At 34.0% G+C, this 23,485-nt stretch carries 21 protein-coding genes and 1 pseudogene; 6 read left to right on the plus strand and 16 right to left on the minus strand.

Going from position 1 to position 23,485, the window contains the following annotated elements; translation table 11 throughout:
• Positions 1-127: 127 nt before the first annotated feature.
• Both tkt and BR44_RS02295 read right to left on the minus strand, forming a co-directional pair.
• Positions 128-2,122 (minus strand): transketolase, encoded by a 1,995-nt coding sequence (tkt, locus tag BR44_RS02290; RefSeq protein WP_034550282.1) that lies wholly within the window; start codon positions 2,120-2,122, stop codon positions 128-130.
• A gap of 110 nt (positions 2,123-2,232) precedes the next feature.
• Complete coding sequence (locus BR44_RS02295; protein ID WP_034550283.1) at positions 2,233-2,472, minus strand: DUF896 family protein; 240 nt, start codon at positions 2,470-2,472, stop codon at positions 2,233-2,235.
• Positions 2,473-2,632: 160 nt separating this feature from the next.
• Here BR44_RS02295 and lexA point away from each other — a divergent pair, with 160 nt between their 5' ends.
• Positions 2,633-3,256 (plus strand): transcriptional repressor LexA, encoded by a 624-nt coding sequence (gene lexA / locus BR44_RS02300; protein WP_034550285.1) that lies wholly within the window; start codon positions 2,633-2,635, stop codon positions 3,254-3,256.
• A gap of 201 nt (positions 3,257-3,457) precedes the next feature.
• On the opposite strand, the gene BR44_RS02305 is transcribed toward lexA, so the two are convergent.
• The 10 genes and pseudogenes from BR44_RS02305 to obgE all read right to left on the minus strand — a co-directional run bounded on the left by BR44_RS02305 (position 3,458) and on the right by obgE (position 14,736).
• Positions 3,458-3,970, minus strand: coding sequence for an adenine phosphoribosyltransferase (locus BR44_RS02305; protein WP_034550288.1), 513 nt, complete (start codon positions 3,968-3,970; stop codon positions 3,458-3,460).
• A gap of 23 nt (positions 3,971-3,993) precedes the next feature.
• Complete coding sequence (gene recJ, locus BR44_RS02310) at positions 3,994-6,090, minus strand: single-stranded-DNA-specific exonuclease RecJ (RefSeq protein ID WP_034550290.1); 2,097 nt, start codon at positions 6,088-6,090, stop codon at positions 3,994-3,996.
• An 85-nt stretch (positions 6,091-6,175) separates the two neighbouring features.
• Positions 6,176-8,068, minus strand: a pseudogene (ltrA, locus tag BR44_RS02315) (group II intron reverse transcriptase/maturase).
• 734 nt (positions 8,069-8,802) lie between these two features.
• On the minus strand, positions 8,803-9,102 hold the full coding sequence (locus tag BR44_RS02320; RefSeq protein ID WP_034550293.1) for a hypothetical protein: 300 nt from the start codon (positions 9,100-9,102) through the stop codon (positions 8,803-8,805).
• Positions 9,103-9,219: 117 nt separating this feature from the next.
• Positions 9,220-10,086, minus strand: a complete 867-nt coding sequence (locus tag BR44_RS02325; protein WP_034550296.1) for a DegV family protein — start codon at positions 10,084-10,086, stop codon at positions 9,220-9,222.
• Between the two features lie 13 nt (positions 10,087-10,099).
• On the minus strand, positions 10,100-10,678 hold the full coding sequence (locus BR44_RS02330; protein ID WP_034550298.1) for a DUF1836 domain-containing protein: 579 nt from the start codon (positions 10,676-10,678) through the stop codon (positions 10,100-10,102).
• A 317-nt stretch (positions 10,679-10,995) separates the two neighbouring features.
• Positions 10,996-11,412 (minus strand): LapA family protein, encoded by a 417-nt coding sequence (locus BR44_RS02335; RefSeq protein ID WP_034550301.1) that lies wholly within the window; start codon positions 11,410-11,412, stop codon positions 10,996-10,998.
• 90 nt (positions 11,413-11,502) lie between these two features.
• Positions 11,503-12,306 (minus strand): SDR family NAD(P)-dependent oxidoreductase, encoded by an 804-nt coding sequence (locus BR44_RS02340; RefSeq protein WP_034550304.1) that lies wholly within the window; start codon positions 12,304-12,306, stop codon positions 11,503-11,505.
• Positions 12,307-12,331: 25 nt separating this feature from the next.
• Complete coding sequence (gene rnz, locus BR44_RS02345) at positions 12,332-13,261, minus strand: ribonuclease Z (protein WP_034550306.1); 930 nt, start codon at positions 13,259-13,261, stop codon at positions 12,332-12,334.
• Between the two features lie 167 nt (positions 13,262-13,428).
• Positions 13,429-14,736, minus strand: a complete 1,308-nt coding sequence (gene obgE / locus BR44_RS02350) for a GTPase ObgE (protein ID WP_034552838.1) — start codon at positions 14,734-14,736, stop codon at positions 13,429-13,431.
• 476 nt (positions 14,737-15,212) lie between these two features.
• Between obgE and BR44_RS02355 the strand changes: the two genes are divergently transcribed.
• From BR44_RS02355 to BR44_RS02370, 4 genes are all read left to right on the plus strand, one after another.
• The gene (locus BR44_RS02355) at positions 15,213-15,926 is read left to right on the plus strand and encodes a peptidylprolyl isomerase (RefSeq protein ID WP_034550309.1); all 714 of its coding nucleotides are present in this window, start codon (positions 15,213-15,215) and stop codon (positions 15,924-15,926) included.
• Between the two features lie 178 nt (positions 15,927-16,104).
• Positions 16,105-16,857 (plus strand): DeoR/GlpR family DNA-binding transcription regulator, encoded by a 753-nt coding sequence (locus BR44_RS02360; RefSeq protein WP_034550311.1) that lies wholly within the window; start codon positions 16,105-16,107, stop codon positions 16,855-16,857.
• Positions 16,854-17,771, plus strand: coding sequence for a 1-phosphofructokinase (pfkB, locus tag BR44_RS02365; protein ID WP_034550313.1), 918 nt, complete (start codon positions 16,854-16,856; stop codon positions 17,769-17,771). The genes BR44_RS02360 and pfkB overlap by 4 nt, the downstream gene beginning before the upstream one ends.
• A gap of 18 nt (positions 17,772-17,789) precedes the next feature.
• Positions 17,790-19,682, plus strand: a complete 1,893-nt coding sequence (locus tag BR44_RS02370; protein ID WP_034550315.1) for a PTS fructose transporter subunit IIABC — start codon at positions 17,790-17,792, stop codon at positions 19,680-19,682.
• 122 nt (positions 19,683-19,804) lie between these two features.
• Here the strand turns inward: BR44_RS02370 and BR44_RS02375 are convergent, their stop codons facing one another.
• A complete protein-coding gene (locus tag BR44_RS02375) occupies positions 19,805-20,530 on the minus strand; it encodes an amino acid ABC transporter ATP-binding protein (protein WP_034550317.1) in 726 nt (241 codons plus the stop codon).
• Positions 20,523-21,998, minus strand: a complete 1,476-nt coding sequence (locus tag BR44_RS02380; protein WP_034550318.1) for an ABC transporter substrate-binding protein/permease — start codon at positions 21,996-21,998, stop codon at positions 20,523-20,525. The genes BR44_RS02375 and BR44_RS02380 overlap by 8 nt, the downstream gene beginning before the upstream one ends.
• A 255-nt stretch (positions 21,999-22,253) precedes the next feature.
• Here BR44_RS02380 and BR44_RS11450 point away from each other — a divergent pair, with 255 nt between their 5' ends.
• The gene (locus tag BR44_RS11450; RefSeq protein WP_156954871.1) at positions 22,254-22,400 is read left to right on the plus strand and encodes a hypothetical protein; all 147 of its coding nucleotides are present in this window, start codon (positions 22,254-22,256) and stop codon (positions 22,398-22,400) included.
• Between the two features lie 42 nt (positions 22,401-22,442).
• On the opposite strand, the gene BR44_RS02385 is transcribed toward BR44_RS11450, so the two are convergent.
• Positions 22,443-22,760, minus strand: coding sequence for a nucleoside triphosphate pyrophosphohydrolase family protein (locus tag BR44_RS02385; RefSeq protein ID WP_034550320.1), 318 nt, complete (start codon positions 22,758-22,760; stop codon positions 22,443-22,445).
• A gap of 54 nt (positions 22,761-22,814) precedes the next feature.
• A complete protein-coding gene (gene yihA, locus BR44_RS02390) occupies positions 22,815-23,408 on the minus strand; it encodes a ribosome biogenesis GTP-binding protein YihA/YsxC (protein ID WP_034550322.1) in 594 nt (197 codons plus the stop codon).
• Positions 23,409-23,485 lie beyond the last annotated feature (77 nt).

Below are 23,485 nucleotides of genomic sequence, written 5' to 3' on the forward strand. Positions count from 1 at the left end.
AAATTTCTCACTGACTAATTGTACTAGAGTTTAGACTAAAAATAAATAGGTAAAAAGCTTTCAATAGAAAAAACTATGTAAATTGATTTTCTATCAATTTACATAGCCGCAAATTAAGGTTTAGCTTTTATAGTTCATTGTACTTTTCAATAATATTATCCACTGTAAATCCATATTCTTTGATGACTTTATCTCCAGGTGCACTTGCACCATATTTGTCAATAGCAATCATAGTCCCATCTAATCCTACATAACGTTCCCATCCGAAACTTGAACCCATTTCGATAGAAACACGTTTACGAACTATATTTGGAAGAACAGATTCTTTGTAAGCAGCATTTTGTTTTTCAAACAAATCAAAACTTGGCATAGAAACGACAGAAACATCTTTTCCGGCTGCTTTAAGAACTTTTTGTGATTCCATTGCTAATGCAACTTCAGAACCTGTTGCAATTAAAATTCCTTCTGGAACTTCACCATCTTGTGGAGAAAGTACATAGGCACCCTTAATAACATTATCTTGCGCCAATTCTTTTGTTTTAGGTAAAACAGGTAAATTCTGACGAGATAAGACTAACATTGTTGGGTGATCTGTTGAAGTTAGTGCAATCTTCCAGGCAGCAACCACTTCATTGCCATCAGCAGGACGCAATACAGTCAAATTAGACATACCACGTAAACTTGAAAGATGTTCCACAGGTTCATGTGTTGGCCCATCTTCTCCAACGGCAACTGAATCGTGTGTAAAGACATAAGTTACTGGTAATTTAGAAATTGCTGCTAAACGAACGGCCGCTCTTAAATAATCTGTAAAAACGAAGAATGTTCCCACGTAAGTTTTTGAACCGCCATGTAAAGCAATTCCGTTTGCTGCAGCTGTCATAGCAAATTCACGCACACCATACCAAATATTTCTTCCTTCATATTGACCAGGTTGGAAATCTTTTTCACCTGCTACCATCGTATTATTTGAAGAAGATAAATCTGCAGAACCACCCCAAAAAGCGGGAACAGTTTTAGAAATAGCTGTTAATACTTGATTGCTGGTAACACGTGAAGCTAAAGCAGAATCTCCCTCTGAAAAACTTGGCAACTCACTATCCCAATCTTTTGGAAGTTCATTATTCATTGCTTGTTCAAATTGATTTGCTAGTTCAGGATAAGCCGTATGATACTCGTTAAACGATGTGTGCCATTCTTTTTCTGAATTTGCACCTTTGTTAATCATGTCTTCTTCAAAACGTTTGCTTACTTCTTCTGGAACAAAGAAATCTTTTCCTTCCCATCCGTAAGCTTTTTTAGCTGCTTCAATACCTTCTGGACCTAAAGGAGCCCCATGGACTTTATGAGTTCCTTCATTTGGTGCGCCAAAACCGATAATTGTTTTTACTTCAATGATAGTAGGTTTTTTTGTTTCAGCTCTTGCAGCATTGATTGCCGCATTGATTTCTTCAATGTCATTACCATCTTTTACTAAGATATGTTGCCAATTGTAGGCTTCAAATCGTTGCCCAACATTTTCGGTAAATGCTTTCGATGTTGGTCCATCTAAAGAAATATCATTTGAATCATAAAGCATAATTAGTTTCCCAAGCTCTAAATGACCAGCCAAACTAGCTGCTTCAGATGAAACCCCTTCCATTAAATCTCCGTCTCCACACAATGCATATGTGTAATGATCCACAATTGTGTAATCTTTTTTATTATAAGTTGCTGCTAAATGTGTCTCTGCCATTGCCATACCTACTGCATTTGCAATACCTTGGCCTAATGGACCTGTTGTTGCTTCGACACCATCTGTTAAATGTACTTCTGGATGTCCAGGAGTTTTGCTATCCCATTGACGGAAATTTTTCAAGTCATCAATTGAAACATTGTAACCCGCAAGGTGTAATAAGCTATAAAGCATGATAGAGCCATGTCCTGCAGAAAGAACGAAGCGATCACGATTCACCCATTTTGAATTTTTAGGATTCACTTTTAAATGTTTAGCCCAAAGTGTATAAGCCATCGGAGCTGCTCCCATTGGTAATCCCGGGTGTCCAGAGTTGGCTTTTTGAACCCCATCCATACTTAGTGTTCTAATCGTGTTAATCGCTAATTGGTCAGTGTTGTCAAACAATTAAATCATCCTCTCAATTATGTTACTTTTATTTTACTGTTTTATAACATTCAAATCAACGTTTGAATGCAATTTATTAAAAATAATTTAATATCCGCTTTATTTTATCTTTAACGGTCATGAAGACCTTTTTCTTTTTGAATTTTTTTTAATTTATCTGGTGTTACGTCAGCCCCAGTTTCATCAACTACTTTTAATCCTTCAATGTGATTACGCATGCCACCTCTAAAGGCAGCTAGATAAGCTTCTCTTAGTTTTTTTTGTTCTGTTTGTTCCGATAAACTTAAGCCTTCATTTTTAGATTTTTTTGCTAGAACGTTAATTCTTGTTAATTTATCTTTAGATAACATTTCATTCACCTCATTATTTTCATTATTTGAATACTATACCAAAAAAAATTACTCTATGCATTAAAATCGTTTTTTACACTAGCGAACATTTGTTTGATTCAGAGGTTGATTTATGTTATTCTAAATAAGAAATAATAAAAGAATTGAGGTGCATCTATTTATGCGTAAAACACCAGAATCAAGACAAATCGAAGTTTTGCAATACATTCATGACCAAGTAAAATTAAAAGGTTACCCGCCAACAGTACGTGAAATTGGAACAGCTGTTTCACTATCTTCTACTTCAACTGTTCACGGCCATTTATCGCGGCTTGAAAAGAACGGCTTTATACAAAGAGACCCTAGTAAACCGCGTGCTATTGAATTAACCTCTAAAGGGCTAACAAAATTAGGCATTCAACTAGAACAAATCCCTTTATTGGGCACAGTAGCTGCTGGTGAACCCATTTTAGCAGTTGAAGAAGCTTCTGATTATTTTCCACTTCCTCCTAATTTAAGACAAGAAAGCAATACTCTTTTTATGTTGACAATCAGAGGTGAAAGCATGATTAATGCTGGTATCTTTGATGGTGATGAAGTGATTGTTCGCAAACAATCTAGCGCAAACAATGGCGATATTGTTATTGCATTAACAAACGAAGACGAAGCTACGTGCAAAAGATTTTACCGTGAAGACCGCTATTATCGTCTGCAACCAGAAAATGATTCTATGAGCGCTATTCTTTTAGATGAAGTTACTATTCTTGGTAAAGTAGTCAGTTTGTACCGTAGCCATATTTTTTAACCATACTTATTGTTTAATTTCAGAACAGAAATGATGCTATTTTTAACGTATCGATAGATAAAGTTTAGCTATAAAAAATGCACCTCTTTTATTTATGGAAAACAAACCATAGATAAAAGAGGTGTTTTTTTGTAACCATTAAAAAAATCAGCTATCTTTTGAGTCCTTTAGTCCGTTAAAAGAAATCTATTTAAGAACTTTTTAGTACTCCATTAACGCTAAAATATCATAACCTTCAATTTTATTGCGTCCTTTTAAATCACTTAACTCCACTAGAAAGGCTGTCCCAACAACTTCTCCACCTAATTGCTCAATAAGCTTGATAGTTGCTGCAATGGTACCACCTGTTGCTAGCAAGTCATCACAAACAAGTACTTTTTGGCCAGGTTTAATCGCATCTTTATGAATTTGTAAAACGTCATTGCCATATTCTAAACCATAACTAACTTCTACGGTATTACGCGGTAATTTACCTTTTTTCCGAGCAGGAGCAAATCCAATCCCTAATTCATAAGCTACTGGACAGCCCACGATAAAACCTCGTGCTTCTGGTCCTACAATCATATCTACGCATTTATCTTTTGCATATCTAACTATTTCATTTGTTGCAAATCGATAAGCTTCGCCATCGGCCATTAAAGGAGAAATATCACGAAAAATAATCCCTTCCTCTGGAAAATCAGGTACATCAGCTATATATTTTTTTAAATCCATTAATTTCTTCCTCCGTTTCGATTTTACAGTTCTTTCTCTAGCTGGATTTTCATCCATTTTTCAAGTTCTGCAAAGTGACTGTATATGAGAGCTTCTTCTGCAGCAAATTTTTCGAGCCGCTTTTGATAAACTTTTGTATCTATTAATTCTTTTTTTTCAATATTTGATACAATATTCATAATACCATCTTGTATTGTAACAAAACCTGCTTCAAAAAACACGGAGATTATAAAAATGAGCATATTTTCTTTTAGTTTTAAATGTCCGGATAAAATTTTCGTTTTATGTCTTACGTCAATATCCATATGCGATGCAATATATTTAAAAACATGTGAGAATTGTATCCGACTCGGTATGCCCTCTAAATATACACTTTCTTGATTAAAGAAACTTACATAGATGTTAGAAGGTTCACTATTTTGTAATAGCTCTCTTAATAATGTCAAGTTATCTGGACAATCGACTAAAATGAGTTTAGTTGTTTTCATTTCAAATTGCTTATTTTCTTTTTGGTTTGAAATCAAATGAGAATATCCAGTTACCGGTATTTTTTCTTGGTATTTATTATAATTCTTATCATTGAAAAAAACGTAGTCAGCACTAGGTAGTTGCCATATACTTGGTGAAACTTGGGTACTTCTTAAATCAAACAATTGCGTGCCTTTAACTACTAAGTCGTCTAACATCAGCTGAGGTTTCCTTAATCCATTCCATTCATTGATATTCAGTTTACCTGTTATTGAAATTTCTGCTTCAGCTCCAATATTCTCAGCCATGGATCCAAGATGAAAGCCAATTGCATCTAGAGTTGCTTTCTCTTCAATTAAATTAAGTTTTAAATGTGTTTTTTCGCTACCGATTCTTTTAATTTCTTGAACTCGTACTTGCTCAAATAGAAAAACAGGTTTTGGATTTTCTGTTCCGAATGGAGCTAATTTTTGTAGTTCTTCGATTGCCTTTATGCTCACATCAGAAATGTGTAGTTTTTCATCAACAAAACAGGCGTTTTCTAATTGATTGGGCCCTTCTTTTTGTTGCAAGAATGCATTCAATTCTGTTCTAAGGTTAGCTATGCTTTCAATTGGCAGAGTTAACCCGGCGGCCATTTGATGTCCTCCAAATTTCGTTATTAAATGATCAGTATCTTCTAAAGCATGAAACAAATGATACGTTGACGTACTCCTACCAGAACCTTTTGCATATCCTTTTTCATGATCAATGTTAAGAACAATAGCTGGTTTTCCAGTTGTTGCTACTATTTTACTAGCAACAATTCCTAATACACCCTCGTGCCATCCTTGTTTTGCTAAAATATAAATGCCTTGGTCAGAATCTTCTTCTACCATTTCTAATGCTTCAGCAGTTATTCTCTTGACAATCGACTGTCTTTCACTATTTTTTACGTTTACCATTTCTGATAAGCGTACGGCTTCTTCATCATCAAAAGTAGTCAACAATTCAACGGCAGGCGCAGCATCTCCTAAACGTCCAACAGCATTCAAACGTGGAGCTAAGGCGAAACCAATCGTTTCTTCATCTGCTTCATTTTGCTTGATACTTGCAACTTTACATAAAGCAATTAATCCTATTCTTTGTGATTCTTTCAATACAGCTAAGCCTTGCTTTACTAAAGCACGGTTTTCACCCGTTAAGCTGACTAAATCAGCAATTGTTCCTATAGCTACTAAATCAAGCATCTCTAAAGGTATTTCTCCTAGTAAGGCAGTAGCTAATTTGAAAGCCACACCTACTCCTGCTAAATTTTTGAAAGGATATTGGCCATTTGGATGTCTTGGATGAATTAAAGCATAAGCATCTGGCAAAGTACTTTGCAATTCATGGTGATCAGTGACTATCACATCAACTCCTAGCTCATTTGCTTTAGCAATAGCCTCATGACCCCCTACTCCATTGTCACATGTTAAAATCAAGCCTGTTCCTGCTGAAATTAATTTTTCGAAGACCCTTGTGTTCGGTCCATATCCATCAGTAAAACGATTAGGAATATAATAATTAACCTCTCCTCCTATCATTTCAATCGTTTCTTTTAAAACTGCAGTACTGGTAATCCCATATAGTGATAGGTAACCTTTTGATACTATCTCCAGGTTTTCCCCCACTCCACACCGTGCGTGAGATTTTCACCTCACACGGCGTTCCATCGAATTTATTTTTCCGCTTTTAGAGTTACTTTCTTGAATCAAGTTACAATTCGATATTACCAGCTATTATTCTGTACTTGTTCAACCTGTCCAAAAATTTCCCGTTCAATTGAAGTTCTTACATTAGTTTATCAATTGTTTTAGAATCTGTAGCATGAATAAGTTTGTGAACTTGTTCAGTTACTAAGATTAAATTATCATAGGAATCATTTTGGCTTTTGAACCGTGGTTCAATATGATGACATCTAAGGTTAACTGAGGTTAACATTTCTTGCGATATCTTACATTTGCCTTTTTGGGCTGAGTACAAAGATAAGCGATTGTCATTGTATTCCATGGTTCTTTCCTTTACAGGATTTTCCATGATATGCCTCAACATAAATACATTTTCAAAAGATAGTTGGTTATGAATCAACTTCCTACCTTCTTCTGTACATTTGTTTACCTTCGTTTTCTTCATCATTGGATTCTTATGCTTTATATACCCGATGGGTAGTAAAGGCTGTTTCCTTATGAATCTGATTTGTTTACTTCGCCCATATTCCTTATTGATAAACAGAGAGGCTATATGCCCCTCCTTTTTAATCCTCTTTGCCAATTTATGACTCTTGAACATTCCTTGCATTCTATACGCCATTAAACCTAAATCAAAAGATATCATTGTTGCAATTCGGAAATACTGATGTATTCCGACAACCGTTGAGTTATACAATCCGATTTTTCTTACTTCATCGTTTGTACCCTTCGGGTATTTTATTTGCTTAATGATTTCTCTCAACTTCGATTCAGTTCGATAAAATGCTTTATCAGATATGTGGCTTCTGACTATCCACCTATTACCTTTTGGAATGACTTTCATCTTAAAACCTAAGAACTCAGAGTATTCTGATTTGAGATTTACAATTTGGGACTTTTCTTCACTTATTTCTAAGTGCAATCTCTTTAAGAGCCAGTTCCTGCAAGCATAAAATATTTTTACCGCATCTGATTTATTCCTGCAAAATATCTTAAAATCATCAGCATATCTCACAACAAACATTTCTTTTAGATTGCTTTTTCTTAGCTCTTTATATTGATTCCCTTTATCGATACCCTTGCCTTCTTTTGTTCTATCAACTGGCATTACTGTTTTAGTTTTGACTTTCATCTGTTCCCATTGGCTTGCTATCCACCAATCAAATTCATTTAGCACAATGTTACTCAATAACAGAGAAAGAATACCACCTTGCGGTGTTCCTTTATCGTTTTTAATCCTTGTGCCATCATTATATTCGACGGGCGCTTTAAGTATTTTACTCATTATGGAAATCAAATTTTTGTCTCTGATACCCAATGACCACATTTGTTTTAGAAGTTTGCTGTGAGATACATTATCAAAGAAACCCTTAATGTCTATATCAACAACATAATGTAAATGTTGCATTTGCATAAACCTGTAGCAATGTGCTATGGCATGCTTTACAGAGCGGTTAGGTCTAAATCCATAACTGTGATTGTAAAACTTAGCTTCACAGATAGGTTCAAGAACCTGAAGAATCCTTTGTTGAATGAGTCTATCCCAAATGGTTGGAATTCCTAACGGACGTGTTCTGCCGTCGGGCTTTGGAATCTCAATTCTTCGTACTGCTTTAGGATGATAGTTAGAAAACTTTTTCCTTATAACAGTTAGGTATTTTTACTCAGACATCTTGTTTATCTCTTTAAGCGTTCTCTTATCTACTCCAGGGGTATTACTACCCTTATTGTTTTTAATGTTTCTGTAGGCAAGAAGTAAATTGTTATCGGTAATCATATATTCCATCAGGTGATGAAATACTTTACCCTCCTTACTTTCACTATACAGACGGTCTGAAATTTCCTGAGTATCATAATATTCAGCATTTCGTAACTTTTGTACTTTTAAGCCGGTATTATCTTTGTTCCTTGTTCGCCTCATAGTCATCGCCTCCCTTCATCGGGGATTGATTCTATTAGTCTTACTCGAACCTATGAGTCTTCGTAAACTTAGCGAATTAATGAAAAATAAAATTCGACTCGAGCCTATCCCTCCACTACTTATTATCGTAGCTTCATAGGTACTGTGGCTCTACTTTCACTTGGACTAATTAGCTTATTATTCTCTAACGAGATTTTCGTCTAAACTGCTTCATTTGCTGGTAAAAGCATCCACATCCCAAGTTTCCCACGTTCCGATTAAACTATCTCCTGCTATATATCTTTAGGTTTCTTCTATAGGCCGTTGCACTCGAATGCCCCCGTGAGGCAATATGGTATTTCATGACACCAGATTCTTACTTTACCACATGCAATGAGATTGACTTTTGGCGCAATCCCAACAACGCATTTCTACGTTTCCTATGTATCGACCCGTACATTCAAAGATTCGTCAGTTTCCTGTCAAGAAACATTCTAACCATGGATATTTTATGAGACCCCCAGCCTATAGGAAGCAGAATCCACCTCTGGACTTTTTTCGTGTGAGATTTGATTCTCACTTACGGCTTCTCTCAGCTGTCTTCACCGAGCTTTACACTTTCGAAATTTCACCTTTTCTAAAGCATATCGGAGGATTAGGGATGTCGTTTCAGGGCGTTACCCCGTCATTCCAACATTCATTCAATCAGTTCTCCAGTCCTGTTATTGCTTCAGTCCTGTGTGTAAGTTTTTCGCTTACAAACGTGTCGCACCTGCATCATAATCACCATAAACTGTGATGAGTTCACCATTTTCAATGGCACTCGTAATACGAGAAACAGCTTTGTCCATATCTTTTAAAAGATAGGGATCATGAATCCATGTATCATCAGGGGTAATAAAATCCTGTATTTTATCAACAGACTTTAAGCCTCTTTGAAGACAAAGTGAAATAAATAATGGCGTATAACTAGATTCAAGTTCTTTTTTTTCTTTATCATTTAAACTATCGAATGGTGTTTCTTTTACTTTCCATTTTTTTTGTACGTTTGACAAATCGTCTCACTCCCAACCTTTAATAGTATACCAAAAAATCAATAAAAAAAGGATGAACAACTAAAAAACAATAAAAAACTTTCCTATTTTCAGGAAAGTTTTTTTATTGTTTAAGTTTTAAGATTCTGTAACGATTATCCCAATTCCAATCAAGCCAGGACCAGTGTGAACACCTAAAGCCGGACTAACCTCACCTTCGAAAATCGTATCAAACAATGGCAATTTTTCTTTGAGTACGGAACGTATCTCATTTACTTGATTTTTAGCTGTCTTTCCTCCATAAGCAATAGCCAAATTGTATTTTTTTGCGGTTCCTGCAAAGTCAACAGCTAAATCAATTGCTTTTTGTACACTTTTTTTACTTCCTCTTATTTTCGCAACGGTATGATAGACACCTTCATCATTACAAGTAATGATAGGTTTTAAATTAAGCATATTTCCTAAAATAGACGCTACCAACCCAATTCGCCCCCCTTTTTGTAAATATTCAAGAGTAGGAACATGAAAGAACATTTTTGATTTTAAAACATCTTCTTGTAATTTCATTTTAATTGTTTCCCAGTCTAATCCAGCCTCAAGATATTTATATGCTTGAACAGCAATCAGACCACTACCAATACCGATATTTTTTGAATCTATTGTCAAAATATCCATATCTGTGAAACTTTCCGAAATCACTCTTACCATATTATTGGTTCCACTTAATCCACTCGAAATAGTCACGCATATTACTTTCTTAAACCCATCATCTTGTATCTTTTTAAAAATATCTGAGATAACTTCTCCACTTGGAAGGGAAGTTGTTGGAATCTCTTCCGATAGACGATCATAAACATCTTGAGCGGTAATATTTACATTATCGATAAATTCTTCATCTTTATAAATAATTTTAAGTGGGATAACATTCATATTACCTAATTCAACATACTCTTCAGGAACATTAGAACCTGAGTCAACCAAAAATGCAACTTTGTCTTTATTCATTTAAAATACCTCACTAATCCATTTTTTTATTTTTTTCTATTTCAGAATTTCTTTTTTCAACTAATGCTAAAACTTTTTGAGTCGTAATTTTTGATGCAACTGCTATCGTTGACGTACGAACAACGAGGTTTTCTATTTTAGTATTATTAGGTAATAAAGGTAAAAATTGTTTTTTTTCAACTTCAATATGTGAAGCGATCGCAATTAAAGCAGTCTCTTGTTCTGTGCAAAATAAATCATACGATTCTCTAATACCACTCACGGATGCTTGATAAACGATACCCTCTTTCACTTCAGAAATGGTCAAAACTTGTTTCAATACAGATATGGCAATCAAATAAGCTAAATGTTTTTTGTTGTATCTTTTTTTTACAGGAGCGGGAATTAAATCTAACTTAACGTAATTATTTATCATAGATGCTGTAATAATTTTATTTTGTTTATCTGCTTTAAACACATAGAGATAATTATCTATTAAGTTTAACACCTGATCCATATATAAATCAAAATCTGGTAACTCTTCCCAACGAGGAAAATGAAATTGTGTTATTTCTTTTGTCCAATCAATGAGTTCTTTTTCCAAATCGTTCAATTTATCACCTATTTTCTTTAGCTTTCATTTAAAATATTTTACCATATATGTTGTAACTAGACAAACTAGTTGTAACAACTAGATAAACAGGAAATAAAATAACATAAATGCTACTAGTAATAGACTAAAAACGGATTATTTTTTGCTAGATAATCATCCTATGTAAATTAGTATACGTTTTTTAAAACCTTCCTCTATCGAGTTCTTTAAAAAAGAGGCAACACGAAATAACATTCGTATTGCCTCAAAATGTAAGGTTTTCTTCTGAAATTTTCCTATCGTCAACACTATAAAAGAATTTTAACAATTAGTTGAAATCACTTTTTATTTAGAACGGATTCTGAATTTGTATTATGAGTCATTCTATCTATTAATTCTTTTTCTAGACTGTTAATTTTAGTCGTTTTACTTGCTATCTCTTCATCTTTTTTTGTAATTTCTTGTTCATATTTCATTTTTTGTTTTTCTAATTCATTTTGTTTTTTTTCATCTGATTTTGATAGTTCAACTTCATAATTTTTTATTTGTTTTTTTGTTTTAAATGCTGTATTTGTTGCAATTAGAACGGTAACTAAAGCTCCGATAAATAAAGACCCTAATATAATCATAATTAATGGCCACGAAACTAGCGCAAAACCAAAGTTAACCGGTACTACGTCTACATTCAATACTGCAAATAATGAAATCAACAAAATAAGAATGATTGCTAAAATAGTAGCCCATTGTTTTTTCATCATATACCCCTCAATTCATTATAAATTTTTCCACACTCTTTGTTGCTACTATTCTAGCATAATAAAGTCCGTGTCCCTAATGAAACCCTTTTATTTATTGTTGAAAAGTTTCAGAGCTATAAAGTCCCCAGTTTTCGGAAAAAGAGTGTAAAATTTGCTCGCTAATTCCATTGAATAAGGCAAGTTTAACTCTCTTTTTTGCGTCCCAATTAGTCCAGTAATTCGTTCAGCAACCGATTCGGATTTTAAAACTATTTTCTTAACTTTTTTTAAATAGGTTCCACTTTGATCTGCAATGTCAAAAAAATTCGTATCGATTGGACCAGGGTTAACTGTTGTAACGGTTATACCTAATGGTTTTAATTCTAAACGTAAGGCATTAGAATACCCTATCACGGCAAATTTTGTTGCAGAATAAATACTTGATTTAGAAGTAGCCATTTTACCGGCTTGTGATGCGATATTAATGATATGTCCTTGCTCTTTTTCAGCCATCTGTATAGCAACTAATTGTGTTACATACATCATTCCTAACACGTTTACTCTAAACATATTTTCTACAATCGACATGTCAAACGTCAAGGCTTCTTCAAAATGACCAAATCCAGCATTGTTAATTAAAACATCTACATCTCCAACTTCTTGATAAACTTGTTCAATTACCTTTTGTATTTCTTCTGGATTGGATACATCTAAACGATAAGCATATGCTGGTTTGTTTGATAATGCCGAACAGTTTTTTTTCACTTTTTCTAAAAGCTCTGTTCTGCGCGCAGTTACAACTACAATTGCACCTTGTTTGGCAACTTGATAAGCTATTTCTTCGCCTAACCCAGCAGAAGCTCCAGTAATAAAAACTATTTTATCTACTAAATGATTAGTGTTATTTGTCATTTCTTATTGCCCCTTTTCTAATGAATTATTTACTTAACGGGATATTATATTCTTCAAAATCTTTTGCAACTTTAGTTTGTTTAAAATACTGTTTAGCTTCTTTTTCTAGTGCAATAACGTCTTTACCTAAATAGCGCGCACTAATATGAGTTAAGAACAACTGTTTGACATTGGCTGCTTTGGCGACACTAGCAGCATCAACATTTGTAGAATGATTATAGTCTCGTGCCATTTTTTGATCCGAACCTTCAAAGGTACTTTCGTGCACAAGAACGTCAGCATTTTTTGCTAATATCCTACTATTTCGTGTCATTTTTGTATCTCCTAAAATAGCAACGACTCTCCCTTTTTGAGTTTCGCCAATATAGTCTAATCCATTGAAACTACGTCCATCTGATAATGTAATCGTTTCACCATTTTTTAATTTGCCGTATAAAGGTCCAAATGGAATTCCGCTTTCTTTAAGTTTTTCCACCTGCAGACTACCTTGATGATCTGATTCTTCAATACGATAACCAAAAGATTCTATCCCATGCTCTAAAGGTAAACAACTAACTTTGAATTGGGAATCTTCAAAAACTACTCCTGGTTCATCAATTTCATTGAATTTCAGTTGAAATTTCAAATTTGTCCCTGACACCTTTAAGCTAGTTAGAATAAAATTTTTAATGCCTTTAGGCCCATAAATAGTTAATGGGCTTTCTCCACCTTGAAATGATCGACTACTAATCAGACCTGGCAATCCAAAAATATGATCTCCGTGAAGATGAGTAATAAATATTTTATCAATTTTTCTTGGTTTTAAAGTTGTATGCAAGATTTGTTGCTGTGTAGCTTCCCCACAATCAAATAACCAGATACTATTTCGTTCTGCTAATAATTTTAATGCAATACTAGTCACATTGCGACTTTTAGCCGGAACACCTGCACCGGTTCCTAAGAATAATATTTCCATTTATACACAATCCTAACCACTTAATATTTATTCAAGTATTATTTAACGTATCAATTTCATTCTATTTTAACAAATTTATCATTATTTAACGATAAACAAATGAACTGAAAAAAGGTACTCCAATTGAATGCTTATTCAATTGGAGTACCTTTTTGTTAGTTCTTACTTTATTCAACAAATTCAAATTCATATTTCATAATACGAACGATGTTGCCATCAACAGCTCCGCGTTCACGTAACTCTTCATCAATACCCATTGCTCTTAATTGACGAGCAAAACGACGAACAGATTCTTCGTGTTCAAAATTAGTCATCTTAAATAGTTTTTCTAATTTGTCTCCTGAAAGTACCCATGTAGCATCGGAATCACGAGTAATTTCATAACCTTTATCTTCAGGAGTATGTTTATACAACACTGTTTCTTCTTCTTGATCTAATACTTCTAGCAAGAATTCAGAAGTTACATCTAATATATCTACAGTCGCATTAAGTAGGTTAGAAATACCTTTATGCGTAATAGCTGAGATTGGGAATACTAGAATATCATCTTCATATTCATCTTCTTTTAATAGTCTTAGTCTTTCCTTAAACTCTTCTAACTTTTCTTGCGCACCAGGTACATCCATTTTATTTGCTACGATTATTTGTGGTCGTTCCATTAGTCTCAAATCATAACTTTCTAACTCGTTATTAATCGTTACGTAATCATCATAAGGATCTCTGCCTTCACTACCACTCATATCAATAACATGTAAAATAACGCGGGTACGTTCAATGTGACGTAAGAATTGAATTCCTAGCCCAACCCCTTGTGAGGCTCCTTCAATTAATCCAGGTAAATCAGCCATAACAAAACTTTTACCACTTTCCATTCTGACCATTCCTAAATTAGGAACTAGAGTGGTGAAATGGTAAGCTCCAATTTTTGGACGTGCTGCAGTAACGATTGAAAGTAGAGTTGATTTTCCAACTGATGGAAATCCTACTAGACCTACATCTGCAAGTACTTTTAACTCAAGTTCTAGATTTCGTTCTTCTCCAGGTTCGCCATTTTCTGCAACTTCTGGAGCAGGGTTTCTTGGTGTAGCAAATCGTTTGTTTCCTCTTCCGCCACGGCCACCTTTTGCAACAACTAATTGTTGTCCTTCATGGATTAAGTCACCTAATACAATACCTGTATCGATATCACGCACAACTGTTCCTGGTGGGACTTTGACTAGACTGTCCCCAGCACCTCTGCCATGCATACTTTTACCCATTCCATTTTCTCCATCTTCAGCTTTATAATGACGATTAAAACGAAAATCCATTAAAGTTCTTAATCCTTCATCAACGATGAAAATCAAACTTCCGCCTTGTCCACCATCTCCGCCAGCAGGACCACCATCAGGAACGTATTTTTCGCGTCTAAAAGCCACCATTCCATTACCGCCATTGCCGGCTTTCACACTAATTGTTACTTGATCTAAAAACATTGACATTTTTAATTTCCTCCTCATTTTTTTGAGTTTATGAGAGATTTCTTTGATTTTATCTTTTGGGTTACTCTTTAGACGTACCGATAATCCTTGTTGTTACATTTGTTCCAAGATGTAATCAAGTTTGTTCTTCATCACGTATCCTCTAAAAAAATGAAGTATTGTGAGTGTACCCCATTCTAATCCACTATCTATTGTACGTGTATTTTACCTTTTTGTCTATTTAAACCTAAAAAAATTAATAATTCCCGATTAATTTAGTGCTAGTAAAATACTTTTATTTGAAAGTATACTAATTCCTTATTTAGTCTGCTTTTTCGAAAAATGGATACTCGGCAAAAAATTTAAGCGATTATCTTTCACGTTATCGTTCCATTTCCTCATAGAACACTGAACACTAATTTTATTTTAATTGTATTATTTTTTGGTTATCTATCGTATAATAATAAAGATAAAATTAAAGGATGTGCAATGTGAAATTTAATAAGTTAATAGTTGGAGGTTTGTTATTTCTTATAGCAGTTGCAATGATTATTTATGGCCTCTTCTATCTGAATCCTACTAAACAAACTACTGATAGTCATCAAGAAAGTGAAGTTATTGAGGCTGATTATTTCCCTCAATTATCAAGTGAGATAGAGAAAACGGAAATAGGAGCTGACTTAACAACTTCTATGGGGATTATTTCAATTAAACTATTCCCAAAATTTGCTCCTAAGGCCGTAGAAAATTTTGTTGAACTTAGTAAAGAAGGATATTACGATGGAACTATTTTCCATCGTGTTATCCAAGATTTCATGATTCAAGGCGGTGACCCCGAAGGAACTGGATTAGGTGGAGAAAGTATTTGGAAAAAACCATTTGAAGTAGAGGTCTCTGATCATCTTTATCATATTAGAGGGGCTCTATCCATGGCAAAGACAAACGCACCAATATCGATTGGAAGTCAATTTTTTATTGTTCAAAACCAACAAGATATGTCTCATTCTGTTTCTGAGGCAACACCAAATGAGATAGTGAAAACTTACAAAAAAGGTGGATATCCCTCTTTAGATGGATCTTATACCATTTTTGGCCAAGTTGTTGAAGGAATGGATGTTGTTGATAAGATTGCTGCTTCGGAAACCAATGGCAATGATCTGCCTACTACTCCTGTTACTATCGAGTCCATCGAAATACAAAATTAAAAAAGAAGACAAGGAGCATATCAACTGTTCCTTGTCTTCTTTTTTAATTTGTTCTAGTTTTTAAAAAAATTAATGCGACCAATAAAGCAAAATTTTTGTCAATTAATGAAAACGATTACCTTTTTTGGTTGCTTTTGAACGTTTTTGGTGGTATTATTTTTTTGAAAGGAGAATCGCGATGTTAACTGAAGAACGTCATGAATATATTCTTACTCAATTGAAAAAATATGGATTAGTCAAATCCCAAGAGTTGATGCAACACTTAGATTGTTCAGAATCTACTATTCGTAGAGATTTAGCTTTGTTAGAGGACGCAGGAGAATTATCACGGATACATGGCGGGGCGAAGAAGGTCTATCAATTAGACAAGGAACTATCGATATCTGAAAAATCATCCATAAACGTTCAAGAAAAAAAAGAAATCGCAAAACTTGCTTCTTTATTTATCGAAGAAAACGATACAATTTATCTAGATGCAGGAACCACTACTCTCTATTTAATTCCTTATTTAAAAAATAAACACGTCCAAGTTGTTACAAATGGTATTCAACATGCTGTATTATTAGCTGATCAGCAAACCAAAACAATTCTACTTGGCGGAAATATTAAATCAAAAACGAAAGCTATTATCGGAACTACGACTATTAGTCAACTCGAAAATTATCGCTTCAATAAATGTTTTTTAGGAATCAATGGTATTGATAATGAATTTGGTTACACTACTCCTGACATCGAAGAAGCCGCTGTCAAAAAACAAGCCCATCTGCATAGCTCTAAAACGTTCATATTGGCCGACAAAACTAAATTTAATAAAGTTAGTTTTGTAAAAGTTTGTGAACTTGAAGATGCTATTATTGTGACACAAGGTCTTGATTCTACTGCATATAAAAGTTACTTTAGCAAAACAACTATTAAGGAGGCTGCAAAATGATTTATACCGTTACACTCAATCCTTCGATTGACTATATTATCGAAGTCCCTACTTTCAAATTAGGATCTTTGAATCGGATGACTCGTGATCTCAAATTGCCCGGCGGAAAAGGTATAAATGTTTCTAGAATCCTTAAACAATTAGGATATCAATCAACAGCCTTAGGATTTTTAGGCGGTTTTACAGGCAAATTTATCCAAGATTGGTTAAATGAAGAAGAAATAAGCACAAAATTTACTCTTATTAAAGGGGATACACGTATTAACGTAAAATTAAAATCTAATCAAGAAACTGAAATTAATGCAGTTGGACCAATAATTATCAGTGATGAGGCAAATGAGTTCTTACAAAAATTTGATCAACTTTCACCGAATGATGTAGTGGTTCTTTCTGGAAACCAACCCGCATCCCTACCTGATGATTTCTATCACCGTCTGATATTAAAAATTAAATCTTCTGGTGCAAAATTTGTTATGGATACGACCGGTCAGACTTTATTAGATTCCCTTACTTCGCATCCTTTATTAGTTAAACCAAATCATCATGAGTTAGCTGAAATGTTTGACGTTACGTTTAACTCAGTTGAAGAAATGATTCCTTATGGCCATAAATTAATTGAAATGGGAGCAACTTATGCCCTTGTCTCAATGGCTGGAGATGGAGCCTTATTCTTTTCAAATGATGAGGTATATCGATCTAGTGTTCCAAAAGGGATAGTTAAAAATTCAGTAGGTGCTGGAGATTCTATGGTTGCAGGCTTTATTGGTACATTAATAAAAGAAAACGATCCACTATTAGCTTTTAAAACAGGTGTAGCAACTGGTAGTGCAACAGCCTTTTCAGACGATTTAGCCAAGAAAAATGAGATTGAGCAGTTGCTTTCTCAGGTTACTATTACTTCAATTAAACAATAATAATTAGGAGGAAGCCCAATGAAAATAACAGACTTATTACTCAAAAATACAATGATTATGGATTTAAAAGCTACAACGAAAGAAGCAGCGATTGACGAAATGATTGATAGTTTAACACAACACAGTCGAATCAGTGATTCTTCTCTATTTAAAAAAGGAATTATGAATCGCGAGTCTCAAACATCTACAGGTCTTGGCGATGGCATTGCAATGCCTCATGCAAAAAATTCAGCTGTTAAAGAAGCTACAGTCCTTTTTGCTAAAAGTTCAAGTGGCGTTAATTATGAGGCTTTAGATGGCCAACCAACTTATTTATTTTTTATGATTGCTGCTCCAGAAGGCGCAAATGATACCCATTTACAAGCCTTAGCTAGCTTAGCTAGACTATTGGTGAACCCCGATTTTGTAGCTTCTTTGAGAAATGCACGCACACCTGAAGAGGTTCACTCTTTATTCGAAAGTGCTGAAAAAGAGCTAATCGAACAAGAAAAAGAAGATCAAAAAACTCAAGAAACTATTAATCCTGACTCTTCCCGTCCTTTCGTTATTGCAGTTACAGCATGCCCTACCGGTATTGCTCATACGTATATGGCAGAAGATGCTTTAAAGAAAAAAGCTGCTGAAATGAACATTGATATCAAAGTGGAAACAAACGGGACTGAAGGTGTCAAGAATCGGCTATCTGCAAATGATATTGAACGTGCCGCTGGTGTTATTATTGCGGCAGATAAAAAAGTTGAAATGGATCGCTTTAATGGAAAACCTGTACTTCAACGTCCTGTCAGTGATGGGATTCGTAAACCAGAAGAACTTATTGAAAAAGCTTCTAAAAAACAAGCTCCTATTTATCATGCTAGTAGCGAAGATGGAATAACTAGAGAAGACAATAGCAATGAATCTGTATTCAATAAAATCTACAAAGACCTGATGAATGGTATTTCTCATATGCTACCATTTGTAGTTGGTGGCGGAATTATTTTAGCTCTTTCTTTTCTATTTGAACCTTATTTTGGATCTGAAAGCGAACTATTTATTTTCTTAAATACAATAGGTGCTAATGCTTTTAATTTCTTAATCCCAATACTAGCCGGTTACATTGCTATGAGTATCGGAGATAGACCTGGTCTCATGCCTGGTATGGTCGGCGGGTTTATGGCAGTCCAAAGTAATGCTGGTTTCTTGGGCGGATTAGCGGCTGGTTTTATTGCAGGTTATACTATCCTACTTCTAAAAAGAGTATTAAAAGGTGTACCTAAATCTTTAGAAGGATTAAAATCAATTTTACTTTACCCTGTTCTTTCTTTATTAATTCTTGGGTTCTTAATGTACTTTATTATTGATCCTGTTTTCTCTACTATTAATACAGCTATGATTAACTTCTTAGAAAACTTAGGAACAGGTAATGCGGTTCTATTAGGAGCCTTATTGGGTGGTATGATGGCTATTGATATGGGTGGGCCCTTCAATAAAGCGGCTTATACCTTCTCAATTGGTATTTTTACGGATACAGGTGATGGCAGTCTCATGGCCGCTGTAATGGCGGGTGGAATGATCCCACCTCTAGCTATTGCTTTAGCAAGTACCCTTTTCAAAAATAAATTTACAGACGATGAAAGAAAATCTGGATTAACAAATTATATTCTTGGTCTCTCATTCATTACCGAAGGTGCAATACCTTTTGCAGCGGCTGATCCTATGAGAATTATCTCATCATCTGTTATAGGAGCTGCAATTGCTGGAGGATTAACACAATTTTGGAATATCTCTATCCCTGCTCCACATGGTGGTATTTTTGCGATAGGCTTATCTAATCATGCTTTATTGTTCTTATTAACATTGGCGATTGGAATGATTGTTTCTGCATTGATTCTAGGTTTTTGGAAGAAAAAAATCCCCACAGTAACTAAATAAATAAAATAATAAAAACCGTATTAAATTACTCTCTGCTCATGTAGAATGGCAAAAGAGTAATTCAATACGGTGTTTTTTTGTGCTTCATTTAGATAGTCTATTTTATTTACAACTCGATCAGCCTAAAGTACCTTTGCTAAGAAACTTTTTGTACGTTCATGCTGTGGATGTTCAAATATCTGTTCGGGTTTTCCTTCTTCCACAATATAACCTGCATCCATAAAAATAATACGGTCGGCTACTTCTTTGGCAAAGCCCATTTCATGGGTTACTACTACCATCGTCATACCTGATTCCGCCAAATCTTGAATAACCTTTAAAACTTCTCCAACCATCTCTGGATCTAGCGCAGAAGTTGGTTCATCAAACAGCATGACCTTTGGATTCATCGCCAATGCTCTAGCAATGGCAACCCTTTGTTGCTGTCCACCTGATAAACTAGCTGGGAAAGAATTTTCTTTATCCGAAAGTCCTACTTGATTTAATAGCTTCAAAGCCTGATTCTGAGCCTCTTCGACATTTATTCCTTTAACTTTAATAGGAGCAATTTTCAGATTTTCTATTACAGATAAATTCGGAAAGAGATTAAAGCTTTGAAAAACCATTCCCATTTTTTCTCTTAATTTATTTATTTTATTTTCATTTAATTCCATCAAAACAAGATCTTCAAAGATAATTTCTCCACTGGTTGGCATTTCTAGAAGATTCAAACATCTTAACAAGGTACTTTTCCCAGATCCTGAAGGACCGATAATCACAACTACTTCATTTTTTTTAATTTCTCCATTGATATCTATTAATACTTCGTTTTTACCAAATGTTTTTTTTAAGTGGTTAAATTTAATCATAGTCCATCTTCCTCTCATAATGATTTAAACATTTAGTTAAACTAAATGTTAAAATAAAATAAATAACCATCGTAACAGCTAAAGGAGCAATTCCTCTATATGAAAGAGACGTAACAATCTTAGTTTGGAAAATTAAATCACCAACTCCAATAATAGACACAATTGAACTTTCTTTGATTACTGTAATAAATTCATTTCCTAAAGCAGGCCAAATATTTTTTAAACCTTGTGGAAAAATAATATAACGCATAGCTGTTTTCTTGCTCATGCCTAAACTTCTAGCTGCCTCAGTTTGCCCTTTACTTACTGAATTCAAACCTGAACGAATAATTTCACATATATAAGCTCCGCTATTTAAAGATACCGCTATAATACCTGAAGCAAGTGCTGGGATATTAATTAAATACCCAACTGCAAAGTAAATGAACATAACTTGAATCAGCAGAGGTGTCCCCCTAACAAATTCTACATAAGCCGTTGCTGGTATACTAATAAATTTATTATCAGACATTCTCATTAAAGATAAAATAACGCCTAAAATAGTACCAAAAAAAACACTTAGAACAGAAATCAAAATAGTATAGCCCGTTCCTTTAGCAAAATAACTCCAATAATTAACCATCGTTTTTGATTTTGATCCCTCTTGACTTTGTTGGCCTCGACTTTCTTTCAATAATTCGCCAGCCTCTTTTAAATAGTCTTTAGTTAAATTATTTTCTTTAATTATAGCAATAGATTGATTTATACTTGCGACAAGGTTCTCTGAGCCTTTTTTTACTGCTACCGCTGCTCCTTGTTCATCTTCTTCTAATTCAAAACCACCGTCAAATGTCGCTAAACCATCATCATTTGCAACATATGCCATTGCACTGGGTTTTTCCATAATAATAGCTTCTATTTTATTAGTCTTTAAAGCTAAAATTAAATCTGTCATTTTTGATAAACTCATTATTGACGATTCTGCCATTTGCTCTTTTGCTAATGATTCTTGGATTGACCCAGTCTGCACTCCTATCTTTTTTTCATACAAATCTTCCTTAGATGCATAAATTTTATTATCTGAGGGACGTACAACAAGGCTTTGTCCACCAATATAGTAAACCTCTGAAAAATCAACACTCTCTTTCCTCTCATTCGAGGCACTCATTCCTGAAATAATGATATCAACTTTCCCAACTTCTAATGCTGGTAACAAACTTTCAAATCCAATATCTCGGACTTTTAACTCAACACCTAAATCTTTAGCTATTTTTTTAGCAATAGAAATGTCCATACCGACTATTTCATCTTTTCCATCAAGATTTGCATGAAATTCATAAGGTGGAAAGTCTGCACTAGTTCCAACAACTAATGAATTTTTTGATTTGATTTTTTCTAATGATTTATCTGTCGCTAATACATGGAGTGATGGTAAAAGAGCGCTCATTAAAATTAATGATAGAACGATAGCCATTATTTTTTTCTTCATACTTATTCCCTCCTGTTTTTTAAGTCTTTTGCAGTTTAACAGAATAAGAATATTTATGCAATATATCTTTATTTTAATCATTATTTCCCATTATAATCATACATTATACACTTAATTATGTATAATAAAAACTTGTTATCCTAGGATAAATAGCGTATTATCTCTTTATTATCAGTTTATTTGAAGAACAAAATGGTAGTATTCTATCATAAATAGGGTTAAACTAAGTATAGGCACAATACAGGAGGTATTTTTATGGGACAATTTGTTAAATCTGATACGAGTATAGATGCACTATTTTCAAAATTTGTACTTGATCCTGAAGAAACTCTCAATACAAAGGAAAAAACACATGAAGAAGCTGATAAGAACAAGATGCAAGACGATAGCGAAAAAAAATAAAACAACTCTCTTTTCAATAATTGAAAAGAGAGTTGTTTTATTTTATTCCATTCTTCTTCGACTTTTTTCTTCTGAAAAACCATCGGGATAACGTTCTTTTAATTTTTCAATGTTTTGAATAGCAACATTTTCAAAAGGTATATCAGCCCATTCTGCAATTTGAGATAAATACCAAAGAACATCTCCCATTTCTTTAACTAATTCTCTTTTATCTAAATCGTGTCCATGGAACGTATATTTTTTAATCAAATCGACTAGCTCCCCAGATTCGCTGGCTACTCCTAATGCACAATTAGTCAATACTTGTTCATTTCCATACAAAGTGCGGCTTGCTAGTTTTTGATATTCATTAAATTCCATTTTCAAAACCCCTTTTTCATTTGTACAAATACATTTACAAGAATAAACTTTTATTTATTTCTTTTTAGTCAAGTAACTTTCAATTAATCGCCATGCTTCTTCTTTACCTTCACCGGTCTCTGATGAGAATAGAACAAAATCATCTTCTGGATCGAAGCCAATGGATTCTTTAGATATTTTTGTATGTTTATTCCATTTACTTTTAGGTATTTTATCCGCTTTTGTTGCAACGACAATTATAGGAATACCAAAATGTTTAAGAAATTGATACATTTGTTTGTCATCTGCGGTAGCTGGATGTCTAAAATCAATTATACATAGTGTTACTCTTAGAGGATCTCTTTGAGTGAAATAAGTTTCTAGCATTTCTCCCCATTTTGCACGTTCAGTTTTTGAAACTTTTGCATATCCATATCCAGGAACATCTACAAAATAAAATTTGTCTTCAATGATATAGTAATTAAGGGTTTGTGTTTTACCAGGTTTACTCGATGTACGCGCTAATCCTTTTCTATTAATTAATGTATTTATAAAAGAAGATTTTCCTACGTTTGAACGACCTGCTAAAGCAATTTCAGGCAATCCAGTCTTTGGATATTGGGCAGGTGAAACAGCGCTGATTACAATATCGGCTTTATTAACTTTCATATTTTTATCTCCATCTCTTATCTGAATTCTTCTATAATTTTAACATAAATTTATATCAATATCATTCCTTTCTTTTT

Source organism: Carnobacterium funditum DSM 5970 (genome assembly GCF_000744185.1).
Taxonomy (GTDB): Bacteria; Bacillota; Bacilli; order Lactobacillales; family Carnobacteriaceae; genus Carnobacterium_A; species Carnobacterium_A funditum.

Bases quoted from the DNA above. Each gene is read 5' to 3' on its own strand.
- pfkB (WP_034550313.1), top strand. From the start codon at position 16,854: ATGATTTATACCGTTACACTCAATCCTTCGATTGACTATATTATCGAA.
- BR44_RS02375 (WP_034550317.1), bottom strand. From the start codon at position 20,530: ATGATTAAATTTAACCACTTAAAAAAAACATTTGGTAAAAACGAAGTA.
- BR44_RS02325 (WP_034550296.1), bottom strand. From the start codon at position 10,086: ATGAATAAAGACAAAGTTGCATTTTTGGTTGACTCAGGTTCTAATGTT.
- yihA (WP_034550322.1), bottom strand. From the start codon at position 23,408: ATGAAAGTTAATAAAGCCGATATTGTAATCAGCGCTGTTTCACCTGCC.
- BR44_RS02305 (WP_034550288.1), bottom strand. From the start codon at position 3,970: ATGGATTTAAAAAAATATATAGCTGATGTACCTGATTTTCCAGAGGAA.
- BR44_RS02335 (WP_034550301.1), bottom strand. From the start codon at position 11,412: ATGAAAAAACAATGGGCTACTATTTTAGCAATCATTCTTATTTTGTTG.
- BR44_RS02360 (WP_034550311.1), top strand. From the start codon at position 16,105: ATGTTAACTGAAGAACGTCATGAATATATTCTTACTCAATTGAAAAAA.
- BR44_RS02385 (WP_034550320.1), bottom strand. From the start codon at position 22,760: ATGGAATTTAATGAATATCAAAAACTAGCAAGCCGCACTTTGTATGGA.
- BR44_RS02370 (WP_034550315.1), top strand. From the start codon at position 17,790: ATGAAAATAACAGACTTATTACTCAAAAATACAATGATTATGGATTTA.
- BR44_RS02340 (WP_034550304.1), bottom strand. From the start codon at position 12,306: ATGACAAATAACACTAATCATTTAGTAGATAAAATAGTTTTTATTACT.
- rnz (WP_034550306.1), bottom strand. From the start codon at position 13,261: ATGGAAATATTATTCTTAGGAACCGGTGCAGGTGTTCCGGCTAAAAGT.
- obgE (WP_034552838.1), bottom strand. From the start codon at position 14,736: ATGTTTTTAGATCAAGTAACAATTAGTGTGAAAGCCGGCAATGGCGGT.
- lexA (WP_034550285.1), top strand. From the start codon at position 2,633: ATGCGTAAAACACCAGAATCAAGACAAATCGAAGTTTTGCAATACATT.
- BR44_RS11450 (WP_156954871.1), top strand. From the start codon at position 22,254: ATGGGACAATTTGTTAAATCTGATACGAGTATAGATGCACTATTTTCA.
- BR44_RS02295 (WP_034550283.1), bottom strand. From the start codon at position 2,472: ATGTTATCTAAAGATAAATTAACAAGAATTAACGTTCTAGCAAAAAAA.
- BR44_RS02380 (WP_034550318.1), bottom strand. From the start codon at position 21,998: ATGAAGAAAAAAATAATGGCTATCGTTCTATCATTAATTTTAATGAGC.